This window comes from Corallococcus sp. CA054B (assembly GCF_003611625.1).
Classification (GTDB): Bacteria; Myxococcota; Myxococcia; order Myxococcales; family Myxococcaceae; genus Corallococcus; species Corallococcus coralloides.
Window position 1 is genome coordinate 1 of sequence record NZ_RAVY01000195.1, and the last position, 17,926, is coordinate 17,926.

The 17,926-nt window shown below is 71.6% G+C and carries 14 protein-coding genes, 1 tRNA gene and 1 pseudogene; 7 read left to right on the forward strand and 9 right to left on the reverse strand.

Translation table 11 applies throughout. The features are described from left to right. Positions 1 to 410, reverse strand: a pseudogene (locus tag D7V80_RS33200) (hypothetical protein); the annotation flags it as partial. Further along, positions 407 to 2,644 (reverse strand): glycosyltransferase family 4 protein, encoded by a 2,238-nt coding sequence (locus tag D7V80_RS33205; RefSeq protein ID WP_120591939.1) that lies wholly within the window; start codon positions 2,642 to 2,644, stop codon positions 407 to 409. The gene D7V80_RS33205 and the pseudogene D7V80_RS33200, both read right to left, overlap by 4 nt. Before the next feature lie 30 nt (positions 2,645 to 2,674). Between D7V80_RS33205 and D7V80_RS33210 the strand changes: the two genes are divergently transcribed. Both D7V80_RS33210 and D7V80_RS33215 read left to right on the forward strand, forming a co-directional pair. Continuing rightward, positions 2,675 to 3,784 carry a glycosyltransferase family 1 protein gene (locus D7V80_RS33210; protein ID WP_120591927.1) on the forward strand — a complete coding sequence of 370 codons (1,110 nt, stop codon included), beginning with the start codon at positions 2,675 to 2,677 and terminating at the stop codon, positions 3,782 to 3,784. Between the two features lie 51 nt (positions 3,785 to 3,835). Further along, the gene (locus tag D7V80_RS33215) at positions 3,836 to 4,396 is read left to right on the forward strand and encodes a NigD-like C-terminal domain-containing protein (protein ID WP_120591928.1); all 561 of its coding nucleotides are present in this window, start codon (positions 3,836 to 3,838) and stop codon (positions 4,394 to 4,396) included. Here the strand turns inward: D7V80_RS33215 and D7V80_RS33220 are convergent. Further along, entirely contained in the window at positions 4,386 to 4,898 is a 513-nt protein-coding gene (locus tag D7V80_RS33220; protein WP_120591929.1) for an NADAR family protein, read from the reverse strand. The genes D7V80_RS33215 and D7V80_RS33220 overlap by 11 nt on opposite strands. Positions 4,899 to 4,992: 94 nt before the next feature. Here D7V80_RS33220 and D7V80_RS33225 point away from each other — a divergent pair, with 94 nt between their 5' ends. Continuing rightward, positions 4,993 to 5,727, forward strand: a complete 735-nt coding sequence (locus tag D7V80_RS33225) for a hypothetical protein (protein ID WP_233585900.1) — start codon at positions 4,993 to 4,995, stop codon at positions 5,725 to 5,727. A 20-nt stretch (positions 5,728 to 5,747) separates the two neighbouring features. On the opposite strand, the gene D7V80_RS33230 is transcribed toward D7V80_RS33225, so the two are convergent. After that, positions 5,748 to 6,671 (reverse strand): GDP-mannose 4,6-dehydratase, encoded by a 924-nt coding sequence (locus D7V80_RS33230; RefSeq protein ID WP_120591931.1) that lies wholly within the window; start codon positions 6,669 to 6,671, stop codon positions 5,748 to 5,750. A 1-nt stretch (position 6,672) separates the two neighbouring features. Then, entirely contained in the window at positions 6,673 to 7,644 is a 972-nt protein-coding gene (gene gmd, locus D7V80_RS33235; protein ID WP_120591932.1) for a GDP-mannose 4,6-dehydratase, read from the reverse strand. Positions 7,645 to 7,783: 139 nt separating this feature from the next. Here gmd and D7V80_RS33240 point away from each other — a divergent pair, with 139 nt between their 5' ends. The 3 genes from D7V80_RS33240 to D7V80_RS33250 all read left to right on the forward strand — a co-directional run bounded on the left by D7V80_RS33240 (position 7,784) and on the right by D7V80_RS33250 (position 11,552). Then, positions 7,784 to 9,046, forward strand: a complete 1,263-nt coding sequence (locus D7V80_RS33240) for a myxosortase-dependent phytase-like phosphatase (RefSeq protein ID WP_120591933.1) — start codon at positions 7,784 to 7,786, stop codon at positions 9,044 to 9,046. A gap of 51 nt (positions 9,047 to 9,097) precedes the next feature. Further along, positions 9,098 to 10,894: a bifunctional UDP-sugar hydrolase/5'-nucleotidase gene (locus D7V80_RS33245; protein WP_120591934.1), complete on the forward strand. Its 1,797-nt coding sequence runs from the start codon at positions 9,098 to 9,100 to the stop codon at positions 10,892 to 10,894. A 232-nt stretch (positions 10,895 to 11,126) separates the two neighbouring features. Next, positions 11,127 to 11,552, forward strand: a complete 426-nt coding sequence (locus tag D7V80_RS33250; protein ID WP_120591935.1) for a hypothetical protein — start codon at positions 11,127 to 11,129, stop codon at positions 11,550 to 11,552. Positions 11,553 to 11,642: 90 nt separating this feature from the next. On the opposite strand, the gene D7V80_RS33255 is transcribed toward D7V80_RS33250, so the two are convergent. The 4 genes from D7V80_RS33255 to D7V80_RS33270 form a co-directional block, all read right to left on the reverse strand. Continuing rightward, the gene (locus D7V80_RS33255) at positions 11,643 to 14,423 is read right to left on the reverse strand and encodes an Hsp70 family protein (RefSeq protein WP_120591936.1); all 2,781 of its coding nucleotides are present in this window, start codon (positions 14,421 to 14,423) and stop codon (positions 11,643 to 11,645) included. Between the two features lie 25 nt (positions 14,424 to 14,448). After that, a complete protein-coding gene (locus tag D7V80_RS33260; protein ID WP_120591937.1) occupies positions 14,449 to 16,311 on the reverse strand; it encodes an Hsp70 family protein in 1,863 nt (620 codons plus the stop codon). An 88-nt stretch (positions 16,312 to 16,399) separates the two neighbouring features. Next, positions 16,400 to 17,014, reverse strand: a complete 615-nt coding sequence (locus D7V80_RS33265) for a DUF2760 domain-containing protein (RefSeq protein WP_120591938.1) — start codon at positions 17,012 to 17,014, stop codon at positions 16,400 to 16,402. 95 nt (positions 17,015 to 17,109) lie between these two features. Next, positions 17,110 to 17,185, reverse strand: a tRNA-Ala gene (locus D7V80_RS33270). Between the two features lie 202 nt (positions 17,186 to 17,387). Between D7V80_RS33270 and D7V80_RS33275 the strand changes: the two genes are divergently transcribed. After that, on the forward strand, positions 17,388 to 17,926 hold a 539-nt coding region (locus D7V80_RS33275; RefSeq protein ID WP_370452578.1), incomplete at its 3' end, for a lipopolysaccharide assembly protein LapB.

Consider the following 17,926-nt stretch of genomic DNA (forward strand, 5'->3'; position numbering starts at 1 on the left):
GCCAGGTGTTGATCAACGAAACCCTGGGCCCTCAGCGTGTCCACCTCCTTGCGCAGCCGGAGGACCTCCGCGGAGAGCTGGGCGTAGGAGTCCCGCACCAGGCCGTTGAACACGCGCTGCCGGCCCAGGGTTTCGTTGATCAACACCTGGCACGTCTTGCGGAAGGCCCACTTGGCCAGCAGCACCGCCTGCCCCATGCCGGCGCGGTGCGTGTGCAGCGGCAGGGCCCGCGTGGTGTCCGCGTTCTCCTCCAGCGCGTGCATGTTGAACGTCAGCGGATCCACGCGCGGCTCCACGCCGTCCTCCGGCACCTCCGCCGGTTCCGACGTGGGCAGCCCGCGCACGCGCAGGCGCTCCTCGATGCGGGCCACCAGGGCCCTCGTGGGAATGTCCCGTCCGAGCAGCTTCATCGGTGTGTCTCCTCCACGATGCGCGCCATCTCTTCCCGGTACGCCGCGACCACCTGGGGCCACGTGTGCCGTTGCGCGTAGATGCGGGCCCGCTGGCCCATGGCGTCCCGGGCCTCGCCCAGCTCGCGCAGCCCTTCGACGAACGACGCGAGCCCCCGGTACACCCGGCCCGCGCCACTGCGCTCCACCTGTCCCACGAGCACCTCCGAGTGCCCGTTCACCAGCACCGGCGTCCCCTGCGCGAACGCCTCCAGCGTCAGGAGCGACAGGCTCTCGAACTTGGACGGCACCACCACCGCCAGCGCTCCCGCCAGCGCGTCGTGCTTGTCCTGTTCGGAGATGCGCCCCACGTGCCGCACGCCCTCGCCGCTCACGTCCATGTGCGCCTCGCCCGCGAGCACCAGCTCCGGCGCGTCCTGGTAGCTGCCCCGCAGCTGGCGGTGGAACTTCAGCAGGTCCGGCACGCCCTTGCCCGGCTCCAGCCGGCCCACGTAGAGCAGGTAGCGGCCGTGCACGCCGTACTTCGCCCGGAAGCGGTCGGGCACCGCCGGCAGCGCGTCCACGCCCACGCCCACCACGCGCGCCCGCGCATGGTGCGGGTGGAAGCGGCCGAGCATCGCGACCTCCTCCGGCGTGTTGCACATCAGCACCCGGGGACGGTTGAACACGTCTCCGTAGACGCCGAAGCGGATGGGCGGCTCGTCATGCGCGGTGGGCACCAGCATCGCGCGGTCCGACACCAGCGGCAGCCCCCACGCCGTGGGCGCGTAGAGGTACGTGAAGAACAGGTAGCCGTCGTACGCGTCCTGCGTGGTGGCCAGGTGCTCCATCAGCCCGGGGCTCAGCGGGCCCTGCTCGGCCACCCACTGCTCTTCACGCAAGCGCTCGTTGCCGTGGCCGAACACGTGGCGCGACATGTCGTTGAACGCGTGGATGTTGCGCGTGCGCGCCACCGGGAAGCGCAGCACCTTCGTGCGGCCCACGCGGTCCTCGCCGGGCGGGAAGGTGTTCTCCCACGTCAGGTGGTTCTTCGCGCAGGTCGTCACCACCGTGACGTCCCAGTGCGGCGCCAGGTGCTCCGCCACCTGCGCGGCGTGGCTCTCCGCGCCGCCCGTCACCTCGCCATAGCGCTGCACCACCAGCGCCACGCGCGGCCGCTTCGCCGGGGCCTTGCGCGGCCGGGGCGGCGGCGCCACCACGCCCTCCAGCGCGCGCGTGAGCGACACCTGCGCGGCGGAGGGGGAGAAGTGCTGGAGCCTGCGCGCCTGACCGTCGAGCACGGCCTTGCGCAGGTCCGGGTCCTCGCTCAGGTCCACCGCCAGCTCCGCGAGGAAGGCGAAGCGCTTCTGGTCGAACGCGATGCCCGCGCCGCCCAGCGTCTCCGGCACCGCAGCCGCCGCGTACGCGAGCACCGGTACCTCGGAGGCCATGGCCTCGATGATGGGCACGCTGAAGCCCTCGTGCTCGCTCATGGAGACGAACACGGACGCGGAGCGGTACACGGCCACCAGCTCCGGATGCGACAGGCGCCCCAGGAAGTGCACCCCGCTCAGGTCCTTCATCTCGCGCTGGAGCGACTTGAAGTAGCGGCTGCCCGCCTCGTAGCCGCCGACCACGAGCAGGCGCGCCTGGGGCCGGATGCGCAGGAGCTCCCGGTGCAGCGCGAGCAGGTCCTCGAAGCGCTTGTGCGGCATCACCCGGCTCACCGACACCAGGGTGGGGCCGGGCCCGGCCAGCTCCGCGAGCTTCCCCGCATCCGCCACGGACGCCGCGAAGCGCTCCTTCTCGATGAAGAGCTGCACGGTGTGCACGTTGCGGTGGCCCGCGACGCGCAGCTCCTCGCTGTTGTAGTCCGAGTCCCCGATGGACACGTCCAGGAAGGGCGCCATCGCGGCCACCTGCGCGCGGCCGGCCACCAGCGCGTGCTCCAGCGGCGTGTCCCGGTAGAAGCGCGCGGGGCTGATGTTGTGGAACACCACGCCGCGCTTGCACTCCAGGTGCATCAGCCGGCCGCTCAGCGGGGACGCGATGCCGTGGTGGTACAGCACCAGGTCATCCGGCTTCGGCTTCAGCGTGAAGACGTGGCGGGCCAGGCCCTGCAGCCCTCCGGCGACCTCTTCCGCGTAGATGTCCCCCACGTGCCCCATGCGGCGCAGCAGGAGTTGCAGGTGGAGCGCGGCCTGACCGGAAGCGTCGCCGGGGCCGAAGCTTGGGATCAGCTGATGGACCGCCATGGAGGGCCGTGTGTAGCACACGGGCATGGTATGAGGCGGCCCGTGTCGACCCCCGGACCCATCGCCTTCGACGCCACCCTGTGGGACGAGCCCACCACTGGCATCGGCCTGTACACCCGTTGCCTCGCGGAGGCGCTCGAAGCCCAGGGCGTCCGCCTGGACCGGATGGGGGCGCGCAAGTCCGGCGAGCACCCGCGCGGCGTCCAGAAGCGAACGTCTTGGACGCTGGCCACGCTGCCCCGGCTGCTCAAGGCCTCACCGCCGCCCGTCTACCACGCGCTCAGCAACTTCAACCTGCCGCTGCGGCGCACGCCGGGCACCGCGTACGTCCTCACGGTGCACGACCTGGTGCCGTTGGATTTGCCACACACCGTCTCCGCGCCGTACCGCTGGCAGTTCCGGCTGTGGCTCGCGCGCAGCCTGATGCTCGCGGACCGGCTGGTGTGCATCAGTGAATGCACGCGCCAGGCCCTGGTGCGCCGCTTCCCCCAGGTGGAGCCGCGCACCGTGGTGGTGCACAACGGCGTGGACCACGTGAACGCGACCCCGCTGAGCGAGGCGGACGATGAGTTCCTCCACGCGCTCAACCTGCCCGGGGACTACGTGCTGTACGCGGGCTCGCTCGACGTGCGCAAGAACGTGGAGCTGGTGCTGGAAGCACAGGAGCGGCTGCACGCGCGCGGCCGGCCCTTCACGCTCGTGCTTGCGGGGCAGGCCTGGTACGGCTCCGGCAAGGTGGAGAAGCGCATCGAGCGGATGCGCTCGGAAGGCCTGGACGTGCGGCCCCTGGGCTACCAGACCCCCGCCATCTTCTACGCGCTGATGCGCCGCGCGGCGCTGTTCGTCTTCCCCTCGCGCTACGAGGGCTTCGGCCTGCCGCCCCTGGAGGCCATGCACCTGGGCACTCCCACGGTGGTGTCCACGGCGGGCTCGCTGCCGGAGGTGTGCGGAGACGCCGCGCCCGCGGTGGATCCGGACGACGCGGAGGGCCTGGCGGCGGTCATCGACCGGCTGCTCCGTTCGCCGGAGGAGCGCCGCGCGCTGTCGGAGGCGGGCCAGCGTCACGCCGCGAAGTTCACCTGGGCCCGCGCCGCGGAAGGGACGCGGGCCGCTTACGATGCGGCGCTGCGCCACCGGTAGGCGACAAGGCGCCCGTGGTCAACCGGCCCATGAAGGGCCCCCTGGAGGAACATGCGACTGCTCGTGTGGAGTGGAATCGTCTGCGGAATGCTGCTCGGGTGCGCGGGGTCGAACGCGGCGCGCAAGGACGAGGCCCAGGAGCCGGCCCCCACCGCCCAGCAGGAAGAGGCGCCGCCCACCGCCGTGACGCCCCCGGAACAGAGGGCCGAGTCGCCCGCGGCGGAGGCGGAGAACCAGGAGGCCGCCATCGTCATGCCCCTGGAGATCACGGAGACGCCAGCGCCCCGCGACCCGCTGGCCATCGAATCGCAGCGCGTGAAGGGCAACGTGCTCACGCTCAAGGTCCGCCACGGCGGCGGCTGCAAGCAGCACCGCTACGGCCTCGCGTGGGACGGGCGCTTCACCCAGACGGCGGCGGGCGAGCCTCGCGCGGAGCTCACGCTGCTCCATGACGCGAACAACGACCGGTGCAAGGCGCTGGTCTACAAGGAGCTGGCGTTCGACTTGTCCACGCTGCAGCAGGAGTGGAGCGAGAAGGGCCACGGCGACCACGCCACGCTCCACCTGGACTTCAACGGCGTGCCGGACCAGTCCGCCAGCTTCAAGTTCTGACCGGTGCAGGCTCCTGCGCGAGGATGTCCTCGCGCAGGCGCGTCAGCACCTTGCCCAGCAGGTTCAGCCCCCGCCACGTGGACGGGTCCTGGATGCGAGGGTCCTCCGCGGAGAGCCCCACGCCCCAGATGCGGTCCAGCGGACTGGCCTCCACCAGCTCCGTGCCCGCAGTAGCGAGCAGCGCCTCCAGGAGGTGCCGGTGCTGGGTGAACTTCGCGTGGTTGCCCTCGTAGACGATGCGCTCGCGCTCGCGCTCCCAGAGGGCCGCGTCGAACGGGCTCACCTTGCGGCCCAGCGCCTTGTGCTGCTTGGGCGTGGCGGCGCGCAGCACCTGGTCCAGCACGCGCGTGTCACCGAACAGACGCGCCTTGCCCGCCATCATGTACTGCTCCGCGCAGGTGTAGCGCACGCCGTCCACCGTGAAGACGGACGGGTGCCACTGCGAGAAGAAGGAGTCCTCCTTCCAGAAGAACGTGAACCGCCCTGACGCCGTCGTGCCCATCCCAGGCCTCCTCGAAATCTTCGTGTAATAGTGACACGAACGTGCGGCGATGGAGGAACCTGACGGGGAGCCCTACAATGCCCGCCCGCTCCCCATGCGACTTCAAGAAGCCCAGAAGCTGTTGGACCGCTGTTTCACCGGCACGCGAGAGGGCGCGCCGCGCCTCCACGAGCCCTCGGACCCGCGCTTCGCGGAGCGGGGAGGGGCGGTGTGGCTGGAGTACCGCTGGTACGTGCGCGAGCGCGGCATTGCGGAGGTGTTCCTCAAGTGGGACCGCGTGCCGCCCGGCAACGAGAAGACGGTGGAGGCCACGGTGCTGCGCACGCACCTGTTGGGCCAGTCCCCCATGCTGTCCCAGCGCGCGTTGCGCACGGTGGAGGGCGGCACGCCCGCGCCGGAGCGGGTGCTGGACGTGCTCAAGAACGACGGCATCCGCCGCGAGTGCGTGGCCCGGGGCCGCACCACCGTGACGGTGGAGCACTGGGAGAGCCGGCGTCCCGCGGCGCTGCTGGACGAGGCGCGCTTCGCGGAGCTGGCCGCGCCCCTGGAGTCGGAGGACTCCACGCCGGATGCCCGTCACGAAGCCGTGCAGCGGCTGGCGGACGCGGAGCGAAGCCCGCGCGTGCAGGACGTGCTCCTGCGGCTCGTGGCGCGCAAGCCGTCGCTGATGGCCCTGCGCATCCTGTCGGAGTGGGGAGAGGTGAAGGCCCGCGAGTACCTCCAGCGGGACCTGGCCGCCGTGACGCCGGGCAACGCGGCGGACCTGTGGGCCCTCACCGCGTTGGACCGGCGCCTGGAGGCGTGGCAGTCGCTGGCGCGCCCCGCTTAGAGGCGCGCGCCAGCGGTGCGTCAGTTCGAGCCCACCCGGGGGCCCAGCACGTCGCGCAGCGCGTCCGCGACGGTGAGCCTGGGGGCCCAGCCCAGCGCGCGCAGCTTGCCGGGGTCGGCCACGAGGCTGGGGATGTCCGAGGGGCGCAGCCGCGCGGGGTCCAGCTCGATGCGCGCCTGCACGCCGGACAGCTGGAGCATCTCCTCCAGCAGGCCGCGGATGGTGCGGCCCTCGCCGCTGCCCACGTTGTAGGCCTGGCCCGCCTCGCCCTTGAGCAGCAGCAGCCGGTACGCGTCCACCACGTCCTTCACGTGGGAGAAGTCCCGGATGGCGTCCAGGTTACCCGTGCGCAGGATGGGGTCCACCGTGCCCAGCGCGATGGCGCGGATCTGCGCCGCGAACGACGGCACCACGAAGGTGGGGTCCTGCCCCGCGCCCAGGTGGTTGAAGGGCCGGGCGAGGATGACCTCCATGCCGTAGCTGCGGAAGAACTGCTCGCCGGCCAGCTCCCCCGCGGACTTCGACGCCGCGTAGGGGCTGAGCGGCACGTGCGGGTGGTCTTCCTTCGCGAGCGTGCCTTCCGCGACGGGGCCATACACTTCACCGGAGCCCACCAGCAGCACGCGCGCCTTGGGGGCGCTCTCACGCAGGGCGGTGAGCAGGTGCACCACGCCCATGGTGTTCACGGCGAAGACGCGCGCGGGGTTCTGGTGGCTCTTGGCCACCGAGCTGAAGCCGGCCAGGTGCAGCACCGAGTCCGGCTTCACCTCGGAGACCGCCGCCTTGACCTTCGCCTCGTCGGCGATGTCGAAGTGCAACGCGGTGCTGCTGATGCCCTCGCCGCGGGGCCCGTGCACCTCCACCACCTCGTCGCCGGCCGCGCGAAGCGCAGCGCATGCATGCCGGCCGACGAATCCATCCGCTCCCGTGACGAGGACGCGCATCTTACCGCTGTCCTGCCTTCACGCGCTCCAGGTCCGCGTCGACCATCATCTCCACGAGCTGCTTGAAGCGCACCGTGGGCTCCCAGCCCAGCTTCTCCCTGGCCTTGTCGTACTTGCCGATGAGCAGGTCCACCTCCGCCGGGCGCACGAACGCGGGGTCGATGACCACGTGCTTCTGGTAGTCCAGACCCACGCGCGCGAAGGCGATCTCCACCAGCTCCCGCACGGTGTGCGTCTCGTTGGTGGCGACGACGAAGTCCTCCGGCGTCTCCTGCTGGAGCATGCGCCACATGGCGTCCACGTAGTCGCCCGCGAAGCCCCAGTCGCGCTTGGCGTCCAGGTTGCCCATGGGCAGCTTCTCCTGGAGGCCCATCTTGATGCGCGCCACGTTGTACGTGACCTTGCGCGTGACGAACTCCAGGCCGCGGCGGGGCGACTCGTGGTTGAAGAGGATGCCGCTCACCGCGAAGAGCTTGAAGGACTCGCGGTAGTTCACCGTGATGTGGTGGCCGTACGCCTTCGCCACGCCGTACGGGCTGCGCGGGTAGAAGGGCGTGTCCTCCGACTGCGGCACCTCCAGCACCTTGCCGAACATCTCGCTGGAGGACGCCTGGTAGAAGCGCACCTGCGGGCGGGTGTGGCGGATGGCCTCCAGCATCTTCGTCACGCCCAGCGCGGTGAACTCACCGGTGAGCACCGGCTGGTTCCAGCTGGTGGGCACGAAGGACTGCGCCGCCAGGTTGTAGACCTCGTCCGGCTGGGTGAGGTTCAGCAGCGCCGCCAACGAGAACTGATCCAGCAGGTCGCCCTGGTGCAGCGTCACCTTGCCCTGCAGGTGCGCGATGCGCTCGAACTTCTCCTCGGAAGAGCGGCGCACCATGCCGTGCACCTCGTAGCCCTTCTTGAGGAGCAGCTCCGCGAGATAGCTGCCGTCCTGCCCCGTGATGCCCGTAATGAGTGCGCGCTTGGCCATGGCCCTTGTCTGTTCGCTGGAAGACGCTGGTCGTTGTACCCGAGGCTTTCGCCGTCTGCCAACCGTTCCAGGGTTTCAGGGAACTTGAACGGGGACGCGCCCATGCCTAGGTAGGGAGCGACCTGCCCAGGAGCCGCCCATGCGCAACCTCTCCCTCCCTGCCTTGACGGTCGTGCTCCTGAGCACGGCGGCGGGGGCCCAGACGGCTCCCGTGACAGCGCCCTACACCGTGCAGACCCAGCCCGGGGCGCGCTCTGGCGGCGGCACCGTGAACGACGTGGCCCTGTGGGTGAACCCGGCCGACCCGGCCGCGAGCCGACTCATCACGGCGGACCAGAACAACGGCCTGTTCACCTACGCCCTGGACGGAGGGGAGCTGCAGGCCGTCACCGAGGGCACGTCCTCGAGCGTGGACGTGCTGGGCGGCTTCCCCCTGGCGGGCGGCACGTCCGCGGCGCTGGTGCTCAGCGCCAGTCCTACACTGCAGGGCCTGGTGCCCTACGTGATGGATGCCACGGCGGATGGTGGCGGACTCACCCGCTTGTCGCCCACGGCGGCCCCGCTGGACGTAGGTGTGACCTACGGAACGGTGCGGCTGGCCCGGCTGACGGATGGGACCATCCAGGCCTTCGGCGGTCTGGTGTCAGGTGGCGGCCTGCGGCAGTTCCTGCTGACGCCCACCGACGGTGGCGTCACGGCGACCCCCCTGCGGGACATTCCGGCCGGGAACGTGCTGGGGTTGGCGGTGGACCCGGCGTACCGCGCGCTCTACGTGGCGCAGCAGGGGCAGGGGCTCTACCGCTACGGCGCGGACGCGGACGCCGGCATCGCGGGCACGCAGGTGGTGGGCCTGGGGGATGGCGGCCTGACGTCCGTGGGGCGCATCGCGCTGTACGAGGCGTCCGGGTTGGACGGCTACCTCGTGGCGTCGGATCCGAGCGCGAACACCTTCGTCGTCTTCGACCGGCGCACGCTGGGCCGGGTGGGCGCGTTCCAACTGGGGCAGGACGGCGGCACGGACGCGGTGGAGCAGTCGCGCGGGCTGGTGGCCTTCTCGGGCGCGCTGGGCACGGCCTTCCCGGAGGGGCTCTTCGTCGCGCATGACGGCGTCAGCAGCAGCACGTTGAGTGACAACCTGAAGCTCACCTCGTGGGGCAACGTGGCGCGGGCGTTCACGCCGCCGCTCGTCATCGCGCAGCAGCCCGCGGATGGCGGCGTGGACGGCGGCACCGGCAAGGACGGCGGTGGCGGCGGCGTCATCATCGATCCGGGCGGCAACCCGAGTGGCGGCGGCAGGATCGACGACGACAGCGGCTGCGGGTGCACCAGCACGTCGGTGTCGGCCGTCGCGACGCTGGGGCTGCTGGCCCTGTCGCTCCTGGGCCGCCGGCGCCGGAACTGACACTCGAAGCGGGTTGAAAGCGACAGGGGGGCGGGATGAAGTGCGCGCCCCATGCGCACCTTTCGTTCCTCCGTCCTGGCGCTCGCGGTGCTCGCCTCCGCCTGCAAGGGCGGCCCGACGCCCGCTCCCGTCACCCCTCCGACGCCCGCGTCCGCCCCGGCCGAGCCCGTGCGGCTCACGCTGGTGGGCACCAACGACTTCCACGGCTGGGTGATGCCCCACCGCGCCACGCTGCCGGACGGGCAGAAGGTGGAGCAGGGGGGCGCGGCGCTCTTCGCGTCCTACGTGGCGCGGCTGCGCGAGGACAACCCGGGCGGCGTGCTGCTGGTGGACGGCGGCGACCTGTTCCAGGGGACGCTGGCGTCCAACCTGGGCGAGGGCGCCATCGTCGTCGACGTGTACAACCTGCTGGGCTACACGGCGGTCGCCATCGGCAACCACGAGTTCGACTACGGACCGGTGGGCCCGGGGCCCGTGGCCACGCGTCCGGACGAGGACCCGCTGGGCGCGCTCAAGGCCCGCGTGGCGCAGGCGAAGTTCCCCTTCCTGTCCGCGAACGTGCGCGAGCAGGACGGCCGCCCCCCGGCATGGCTGGGCAACGACGGCACCACCGTCGTCACCGTGAAGGGCGTGAAGGTGGGCCTCCTGGGCCTGTCCACCCTGTCGACGCCGCAGACGACCAACCCCGCGAACGTCGCGAGCCTGAGGTTCGAGTCCCTGGCCGACGCCGCGAAGCAGGCCGCGCAGTCGCTGCGTGAGCAGGGCGCGGAGGTGGTGGTCGCCGTCGCGCACGCGGGCGGCAAGTGCACGGACCTGGCGAACCCGCGCGACACGTCCGGGTGCGAGCGCGACGACGGCGAAATCTACGCGGTGCTGGACGCGCTGCCGAAGGGCGCGGTGGACGCGGTGGTGGCGGGCCACACGCACCAGGTCATGGGGCACTTCTTCGGCGACGTGCCGGTCATCGAGACGACGGGCCTGGCGCGCTCGTTCGGCGTGGTGGACCTCTTCGTGGATCCGGTGACCCACCGCGTGCTGCCCGAGCGCACGCGCATCCACGCCGCCATCCCGGTGTGCGGTGTCGTGGACGCCACGCTGAAGTCCTGTGATCCGCTGAAGCTCAAGGACGCGAAGGACGTGCGGCTGGTGCCGGCCACGTTCCTGGGCAGGCCGGTGACGCCGGACGCCCGCGTGGAGGCGCTGGTGGCCCCCGCGGAGGCGCGCGTGGAGGAGGAGCAGCGCCGCCCGGTGGGCGTGGAGACCCAGGCCCGCATGCCCCAGGTGTACGAGGGCGAGAGCGCGCTGGGCAACCTCATCGCGGACGCGATGCGGGAGGCGGCCCGCGCCGACGCGGCGGTGATGAACGCGGGCGGCATCCGGGCGGACCTGCCGCAGGGGCCGCTCACCTTCGGCAAGCTCTATGAAATCCTGCCCTTCGACAACACGCTCGCGGTGCTGGAGCTGAGCGCGGACGAGCTGCGCCGCTTCCTGTCGCTGGCCTACGGCGGCCGCAAGGGCGTCTTCGCGGTGTCCGGGCTGGAGGTGACGCTGGGCGCGTGCCCGGGCCCGGAGCGCTTCCAGGGCGTGACGCTTCCGGGAGGCAAGCCGCTGAAGGCGAAGGCGACCTACCGGGTCGCGGTGCCGGACTTCCTCCTGCGCGGCGGTGACGGAGTGGGGCCCCTGACGTCCACGCTGCCACGGGAACGTATCAGCCTGTTGCAGGCGCAGGACCTGCGCGAGGTGCTCACCGCGTACGGCCGCGCCCACGGCAACGCGCTGAAGCCCCCGGCGCTCGGGCGCGTGCACCTGGTCAAGGCGGCGGGGCCCTGCGCGGACGCGAAGCCCTGAAAAAAGTGCGCCCGGCGTTGGAAATTTTCCCTCCGCGCTGATCCGCTGGGGCTGGATCGCGGTGCAACCCAGCGGAAGATCAGCACAAGGCGCCCAGGGCCGAATTTTCGGCCTGGGATCAGTTTCCAACGGCGGGAAACCTCCCTACTCTAGGGCACGCGAGATCCCTTGCAGGCGCGGCCCCGAGCCAGCGCGAGCAAGTTGGAGCCCGTGCGTGGGAGGGACAGAAGAGATGCTCTACAAAGTGACCCCGATGATGGTCCCGGTTGCGCCTGAGAAGAAAGAGGCGCGCGAGCCGGGCCAGCCGCGCAAGCGGCGCAAGTCCTCCGTCTACGACGCCGACGGCCACGAGGTGTTGATCTCGCTGATGTGTCTGAAGTGCAAGACGCTGAAGCCGCTGGCGCAGTTCGGGCTGCGGAAGATGGCGGACGGCGCCATCCGCAATCAGCCGTGGTGCCGGGGCTGCCGCTCGGGCGCGGGCACGAAGAAGCCGAAGAAGGACGAGTCCCAGGCCGCCACCGTCGAGGTGCCCGCCGTCGCCGCCACGGAGCCCGTGCTCCAGGTCGTCGCCGCCGTGCCGCTCGACGCCGCGCCCGTGGCTCCCACGCTCGTCGACGCCCCGGTCGCGGACGACGCGACGGCCACCACCCTGGTCTGATCCACCGCCCGGGATGATCCGCCCTGCTGGGGCGCGCACTGTTCGCGCCCCGCATGTGACGGATCTGTCCGGATGGGTCCGCCTCCTGCTTCAGGACAGCCGCAGGCCCGCCGGCAGCGTGTCGCCGAGCGCCCGCGCTTCGTCCGCGGCCTCCAGGGCCACCACTTCACGCACCATCCGCACCCAGGTGTCGGCGGCCTTCGCGGCCACCAGCGCCTGGGCCGTGCGCTCGCGCAGCGCTGGATCCAGATCGCGCGTGCGGTCGCCGGTGAGGCGCGCGAGCTGGGCGGCGGCGAAGGGCGCGCCATCCACCTTGCGCAGGTCCAGGGACAAGAGCAGCTCCAGCCACGCCTCCGCCGTCTCCACGTCCACGACCTTGTGGCTGCTGCCGTACAGCGGCACGCGCGCGCCCAGCCGGCCCAGGGCCCACGCCCACGGGCCGCCGGAGCGGGACTCGGCCTTCAGCCGCGCGGCGATCCACCGGCCCACCTCCGCCTTGTCGCCCGGCGCCAGGTGCTCCAGCGAGGCGGCGGTGCGGATCATCTCGTCCAACCCTTCCGGTTGGATGCCCTTCAACTTGCCGCCCTGCGTGGGCGCGTCCGGCGGCACGCGCCGGGCCAGGTGCGGCTGGAGGTAGCCGTACAGCTTCTGCTGCTGTCCTTCCGTGAGGCCGCCCGCGATGCGGCGCCACATCACCCAGAACTCCGTCCACACCGCCTTGTCCGTGTGGTGCTGCACCAGCGCGTCGAAGAGGCTGAAGGTCTGCTCCGCGCGCCAGCCGTCCAGCGGGTAGCCGAAGCCGGGGCGCAGGCAGAACCCGGTGAGGCTGTAGAAGACGCGCTCGTGGTCATCCGTGCGGCGGCGCTTGCTCGCGCCCGCGTAGAGCGTGCTCCACAGCTCGCGCAGCACGGGCACGCGCCACGTCTCGCGCGGGCCCAGCACCTTCTCCAGCGTGCGCGACAGCTGCTTCACGTCCTTGGGCCCCAGGGGCAGCGGCTTGTTGCCGTAGACGCGCTCCACGTTGTCCTTCGCCTCGGCGAAGCGCGCGGGCATGGACTCGGTGACGGTCAGCTCGTGCGAGCCGCCGGTGCCGCGCAGCTCGAACTCCAGGCGCCAGCGCTCGTCCGCGACGTCCGACACGCAGAACAGCTCCAGCGTGCCAATCTCCGTGAGCGCCGCCTGCAGGTGCACCGGCACCTCACTGACCTTGCCGGACGCGCTCTTGAGCAGCGTGTGGATGGGCGGCAGCGGCTTCAGGTCCTCCGCCAGCGGCACCAGGTCCCCCGGCTTGTCGATGCGGTCGCTCGTCGTGGAGTAGAGCGCGAACTGCACCGGCCGGCCCAGGGTGAGCGTGAAGGGGCGCTCGCCCAGGTCCACCTTCTGGCCCTCCTCGAAGCCGCGGGGAATGAGGCACAGCGTGGGCTGCTCCGCGCTGTCCGGGCCGCGCTGCAGGCCCACGTAGTACGCGCGCGCCGCGCCACCGCCGATGCGCAGGCCGTGCCCGCGCCGCACCAGTCCGTAGTACGCCGCGCCCCGCGCCACCGCGAGCTCCAGCGACTCGTGCTTGAGCAGCGGGATGCGCGGCGCCTGCGGCCACCACGCGGACAGCGCGTCCACCAGCCGCGCCGAAATCTGCGGCGAGTTGAAGACGCCGCCGTTGAGCAGGATGGCGTCCGGGCGGGGCAGGGCGCCTTCGTGCGACGGCGTCTCGCCCAGCGCCGCGAAGCCCGCCGCCGCGTGCTGCGCGAGGAACGCCGCCAGGTGCCGCGTGACGGCCGGCTCCTGCACGTACGGCAGGCCCAGCTCCTGGAGCGCCATGCGCGCCGAGCGCCGGGGGCGGTCCCCGGGCTCGGACATGGGGAAGAAGCCGTCCAGCACCAGCGCGTGCGCCTCGTCGCGGCCCAGCTCCGTGGACAGCGTGCCGCCCAGGAGCCGGCTGCCCTCGCCGATGAGCGACACGCCGTACTTCTCCGGAGGCGCGCGCCCCAGCAGCTCCTCCTTGGCGGTGCGAGCGGCCTGGATGGCCTGCGTCCACTGCGTCGCGGACAGGCGCCGGCCGTTCTGGGTGAGCTTCTCCTCCATGCGCCGGGCGAGCGCCGCGTCCATGTTGTCGCCGCCCAGCATCAGGTGGTCGCCCACCGCCAGCCGCCGCAGCATGGGTCCTTCCGGCGACACGCCCGCGTGCACCAGCGTGAAGTCCGTGGTGCCGCCGCCCACGTCCACCACCAGCACCAGCCGCACCTGGGCCAGCGTCTGCTCCAGGTCGGAGCGGTGCCGCGCGGTGTAGTCGTAGAAGGCCGCCTGCGGCTCCTCCAGCAGCGTGAACTTCTCCAGCCCCGCCTTGCGCGCCGCGCTCACCGTGAGGGCGCGCGCCGCCTCGTCGAACGAAGCAGGGACGGTGATGACCACCTCTTGCTTGGAGAGAGGCTCGTCCGGATGCGCGAAGTCCCACGCCCGGGCCATGTGCGTGAGCAGCAGGGCGGACGCGTCCACCGGGGACAGCTTCTGCACGTCCGCGGGCGCGCCCCACGGGAGGATGGGCGCGGAGCGGTCCACGCCCGGGTGGCACAGCCAGCTCTTGGCGGAGGCCACCAGCCGGCCCGGCACGCGCGCGCCCTGCCAGCGGGCCAGCTCGCCCACGACATACGGGCCGCCGTCATCGCCCCAGGGCAGGCGCAGCACCTCCGGGGCCAGCTCGTGGCCGGCGGGGACGTAGACGGTGGAAGGCAGGAGGGCGCGGGGCGCCACCTCGCCCTGGCGGATGAGCTGGGGCAGGGGGAAGTCCTCGACGGGCGCCCCCGAGCCCTTGCCTGGATCCACGGAAGCCACCGCGCAATGGGTGGTGCCCAGGTCGATGCCGACGATTCGCATACGCCTCCGGTGTGCGGGGCCCCTTCTACTCCTTCATGCGCACGTTGAGTTCCAGCTTCCAGCGTCCGGAGCCGTTCTTCTCCAGGCACCGCAGCTCCAGCGTGCCCACCTCCGTCACCGCCGCCTGGAGGTTCACCGGCGTCAGGTCGCCAAAGGGCGTGGGCTGCCCGGGCAGCGTCGTTTCAATCGGCGCCACCTCCTCCAGTCCCCCGGACGCCAGCTCCGACTCCACGTCCTCCAGCATCTCGCCCACGCGGTCATCGCGCCGCACGGACGACGCGAAGAAGCGGAAGCTGGTGGGCTCGCCGGTGACGAGTCCGAACTCCTGGGGCGGCACGTCCGCCTGCGTCCCTTCCTCCATCCCGAAGGGCGCCACGCACAGCGCCTTCACCGGCGGCTCCATGCCCGGCACCGCCGGCATCGCCGTCTCCACGCCCACGTAGTAGGCGCGCGCCGTGCCGCCGCGGATGCGCAGGCCGTGCCCCTGACGCACCCAGCCGTAGTAGGCCGCGCCGCGGGCCACCGCGAGGTCCAGGTCCGCGCCCTCCAGCTCCTTCGCCGGGGGCGCCCCTTCCGCGGCGAGCCACTGGTTGAGGACCTCCATCACGCGGCCCTTCAGCGGCCCGGCCTTGAAGACGCCGCCGTTGAAGAGCACCGCGGTGGGGTGCAGGAAGCCCTTGCCCGTCACGTCCACCGGCGAGTCCGCGCTGGCCGCCAGCGCCTGGGCCTGGCGGGTGAGGAAGGCCGCCAGGTGCTTCGTCACCGCCGGATCCTGCGCGTACGGCAGCGCCATCTGCGCAAGGCCCGTGCGCCGGGCGGTGCGCGGCAGGTCCGCCACCTGCGTCACCGGGAAGAAGCCATCCGTGAGGACGCGGTCCAACTCCTCGCGCGTCAGCTCCGTGCGCAGCGTGCCGCCGATGAGCGACGAGCCCCGGCCCGGAATGGCGATGGGCACCCGGTCCACGGAAGGGTCCGCGTACAGCGTCTCCTTCGCCTGCCGGCACCCATAGGTGAGGCCGTTGAACTGCCACGCGTCCAGCTTGCGCCCGTCCGCGGCCATCCGCTGGTTGAGCGTGTGCGCCAGGGCCAGGTCCATGTTGTCGCCGCCCAACAGGATGTGGTCGCCCACCGCCACGCGCAAAAGCTCCAGGTCGCCCTCGCGGTCCTTCACGGTGATGACGGAGAAGTCGGACGTGCCGCCGCCCACGTCCACCACGAGGATGACTTCCCCGGGCTGCACCTGCTTGCGGAAGTTCTCCCCCATCGCCTCCAGCCACGCGTACAGCGCGGCCTGCGGCTCCTCGAGCAGGGTGATGTGCTCCAGGCCCGCCGCCTTCGCGGCCTCCAGGGTCAGGTCGCGCGCCGCCGCGTCGAAGGACGCCGGGACGGTGACGATGACCTCCTGCTTCGACAGCGCGTTGCCGGACTCCTCCTGCGCGCGGGCGAAGGTGTGGTCCCACGCTTCCTTCAGGTGGCGCAGGTAGCGCGCGGACGCATCCAGCGGCGACACGCGCTGCACCTCCGGCGGCGCCTGCCAGGGAAGCAGCGCCGAGCGCCGGTCCACGCCCGGATGCGACAGCCAGCTCTTCGCGGAGGACACCAGCCGCGTGGGCACCTTCGCCCCGTGCGAGCGGGCGAAGTCACCCACGATGACGCCCGGCTCCTGGCTCCACGGCAGCCCGAGGCTGCCCTCCGGGAACTCCTGCGCGCTGGGCAGATAGAGGAAGGAGGGCAGGAGCGGGCGCGCTTCCACGGTGCCGGGCGCCGTCACCTGCGGCACGGGCAGCATGGACTGCGAGGGGCCGCGCGGCTTGCCGTCCTCGAGGTTGAAGTAGGACACCGCGGAGTGCGTGGTGCCCAGGTCGATGCCGATTGCGTATCGGGCCATATCGGTCAGGAACCCCGGGAAGGGGCCTTGTGGTTCCTCGAAGGGAAGGGGACTTCGAAAGATGCGCCGCCTGCTGCCCGGGCGGGCGTCAGGCGAGCTCGACTTCCGCCGGCGCCAGCACGCGCGGCTCCATGGCGGAGCTGACGGTGGGGAACTTCACCTCCGTGGTCACCCAGCCGTGGTGCCGGAGCGTGCCGCCATAAGGAGGTTCACCGGCGACGTTGCCCGTCAGCCGGATGCGCTGCGCGTCGAAGCCCGGCGGCACCGTCACCTTGTCGCCCTCGCCCTGCGGCAGCACCGGCTGGAGCGTCAGGTACTGGTGCACCACCTTGCGGCAGCCTTCATGGACGATGCGGGCCGCCGCGCCCACGTCCGCGTCCGGGAAGGCCGCGACGTTCTCCTGCACGAAGTCCAGGAAGCGGCCCTCGCGCTGGAGCATGGCCAGCAGCGACAGGGCGCTGGCGTGCTCGCGCTCGGGGGGCAGGGGAGCGGGCGCCACGGGCGCCTGGACGACGGGCGTCTTCACCGGCGGTGGGGCCTGCGTGTCCCCGGACGGGAGCTCCTTGAGCTGGCCGGCGTCATAGGCGCGGCTGGTCGGCAGCACGGCCTGCGCGAATTCGCGGGACACGAGGCAGCGCCAGAAGCACAGCCAGGCGAGCCAGAAGCGGGCGAAGAACGACAGGGAGGCGGACGGGTCGGTCATCGGCCCCGGATAACAAAGCCGGAAGCCTTTGCAATTCGCCAATGGCCTGAAATGCAAAGGGCCTCACGGTTTCCCGTGAGGCCCTTCGTGCTTCATGGTGGAGGTGGACGGGATCGAACCGACGACCTTCGCATTGCGAACGCGACGCTCTCCCAACTGAGCTACACCCCCACATGGGGACTGCTTGCTGCCTGCTGCGCCTCGCGGGCGTTGGGTCCCGAGAAGTGAGTGGGCTAGTACCGGAGCCTTACCTTGCTGTCAAGCAGCTCGTTTCCAGCCCCAACCCTGCGATTGACGTGCCGCACTGTGGATGCCATAAAAACCGCCTTCCGGTACCGCATCCTTCCCGGCCACTCCGGGCACCTTCTGGTTCATGTCCACCTCCCCATCGAAGACGTTGAGCCCCACCGAGCTCGCGAAGCTTGAGCATTCGTTCGCTTCCGACCCCTCGTCGGATGCCTACAAGCCCCTGGCGGAGGCGTACCTCGACCTGGGTCGCTTCATGGAGGCGATGGTCGTCTGCAAGAAGGGCGTCAAGGCGCACCCGACCGCGGCCGATCCCCGCCTCCTTCTCGCGCGCGTCTACGCGGCGCAGAACAAGGACAAGAAGGCGCTCGAAGAGGTGATGGGCGCCCTCCAGGTCCAGCCGGAGGACAAGGCTGCCCTGCGCATGGCGGGCGTGCTGCAGATCAAGGGCGGCGAGCAGGACGTCGGCCGCGGCAACCTGCTCAAGGCCTACCAGGCGGACCCCGGCGATCCGGAGACCGTCACGCTCCTCCAGCAGTACAAGGTGGAGATCCCCCGCCCCGCGGCGCCCACGCCGGTGCTCGCGCCCGTGGCCGCGCCGCCCCCGGCCGCCGCTGAAGCGCCCGCCGCGGCGACCGGGGGCGGCGCGGCCACGGGCGCGAGCAC

What these genes read in the sequence shown, in the direction of transcription:
- D7V80_RS33225 (WP_233585900.1), top strand. Translation starts at nt 4,993, where the DNA reads ATGCGACTTCAAGAAGCCCAGAAGCTGTTGGACCGCTGTTTCACCGGC.
- D7V80_RS33265 (WP_120591938.1), bottom strand. Translation starts at nt 17,014, where the DNA reads ATGACCGACCCGTCCGCCTCCCTGTCGTTCTTCGCCCGCTTCTGGCTC.
- D7V80_RS33250 (WP_120591935.1), top strand. Translation starts at nt 11,127, where the DNA reads ATGCTCTACAAAGTGACCCCGATGATGGTCCCGGTTGCGCCTGAGAAG.
- D7V80_RS33230 (WP_120591931.1), bottom strand. Translation starts at nt 6,671, where the DNA reads ATGCGCGTCCTCGTCACGGGAGCGGATGGATTCGTCGGCCGGCATGCA.
- D7V80_RS33260 (WP_120591937.1), bottom strand. Translation starts at nt 16,311, where the DNA reads ATGGCCCGATACGCAATCGGCATCGACCTGGGCACCACGCACTCCGCG.
- D7V80_RS33210 (WP_120591927.1), top strand. Translation starts at nt 2,675, where the DNA reads ATGAGGCGGCCCGTGTCGACCCCCGGACCCATCGCCTTCGACGCCACC.
- D7V80_RS33220 (WP_120591929.1), bottom strand. Translation starts at nt 4,898, where the DNA reads ATGGGCACGACGGCGTCAGGGCGGTTCACGTTCTTCTGGAAGGAGGAC.
- D7V80_RS33255 (WP_120591936.1), bottom strand. Translation starts at nt 14,423, where the DNA reads ATGCGAATCGTCGGCATCGACCTGGGCACCACCCATTGCGCGGTGGCT.
- D7V80_RS33245 (WP_120591934.1), top strand. Translation starts at nt 9,098, where the DNA reads ATGCGCACCTTTCGTTCCTCCGTCCTGGCGCTCGCGGTGCTCGCCTCC.
- D7V80_RS33240 (WP_120591933.1), top strand. Translation starts at nt 7,784, where the DNA reads ATGCGCAACCTCTCCCTCCCTGCCTTGACGGTCGTGCTCCTGAGCACG.
- D7V80_RS33215 (WP_120591928.1), top strand. Translation starts at nt 3,836, where the DNA reads ATGCGACTGCTCGTGTGGAGTGGAATCGTCTGCGGAATGCTGCTCGGG.
- D7V80_RS33205 (WP_120591939.1), bottom strand. Translation starts at nt 2,644, where the DNA reads ATGGCGGTCCATCAGCTGATCCCAAGCTTCGGCCCCGGCGACGCTTCC.
- gmd (WP_120591932.1), bottom strand. Translation starts at nt 7,644, where the DNA reads ATGGCCAAGCGCGCACTCATTACGGGCATCACGGGGCAGGACGGCAGC.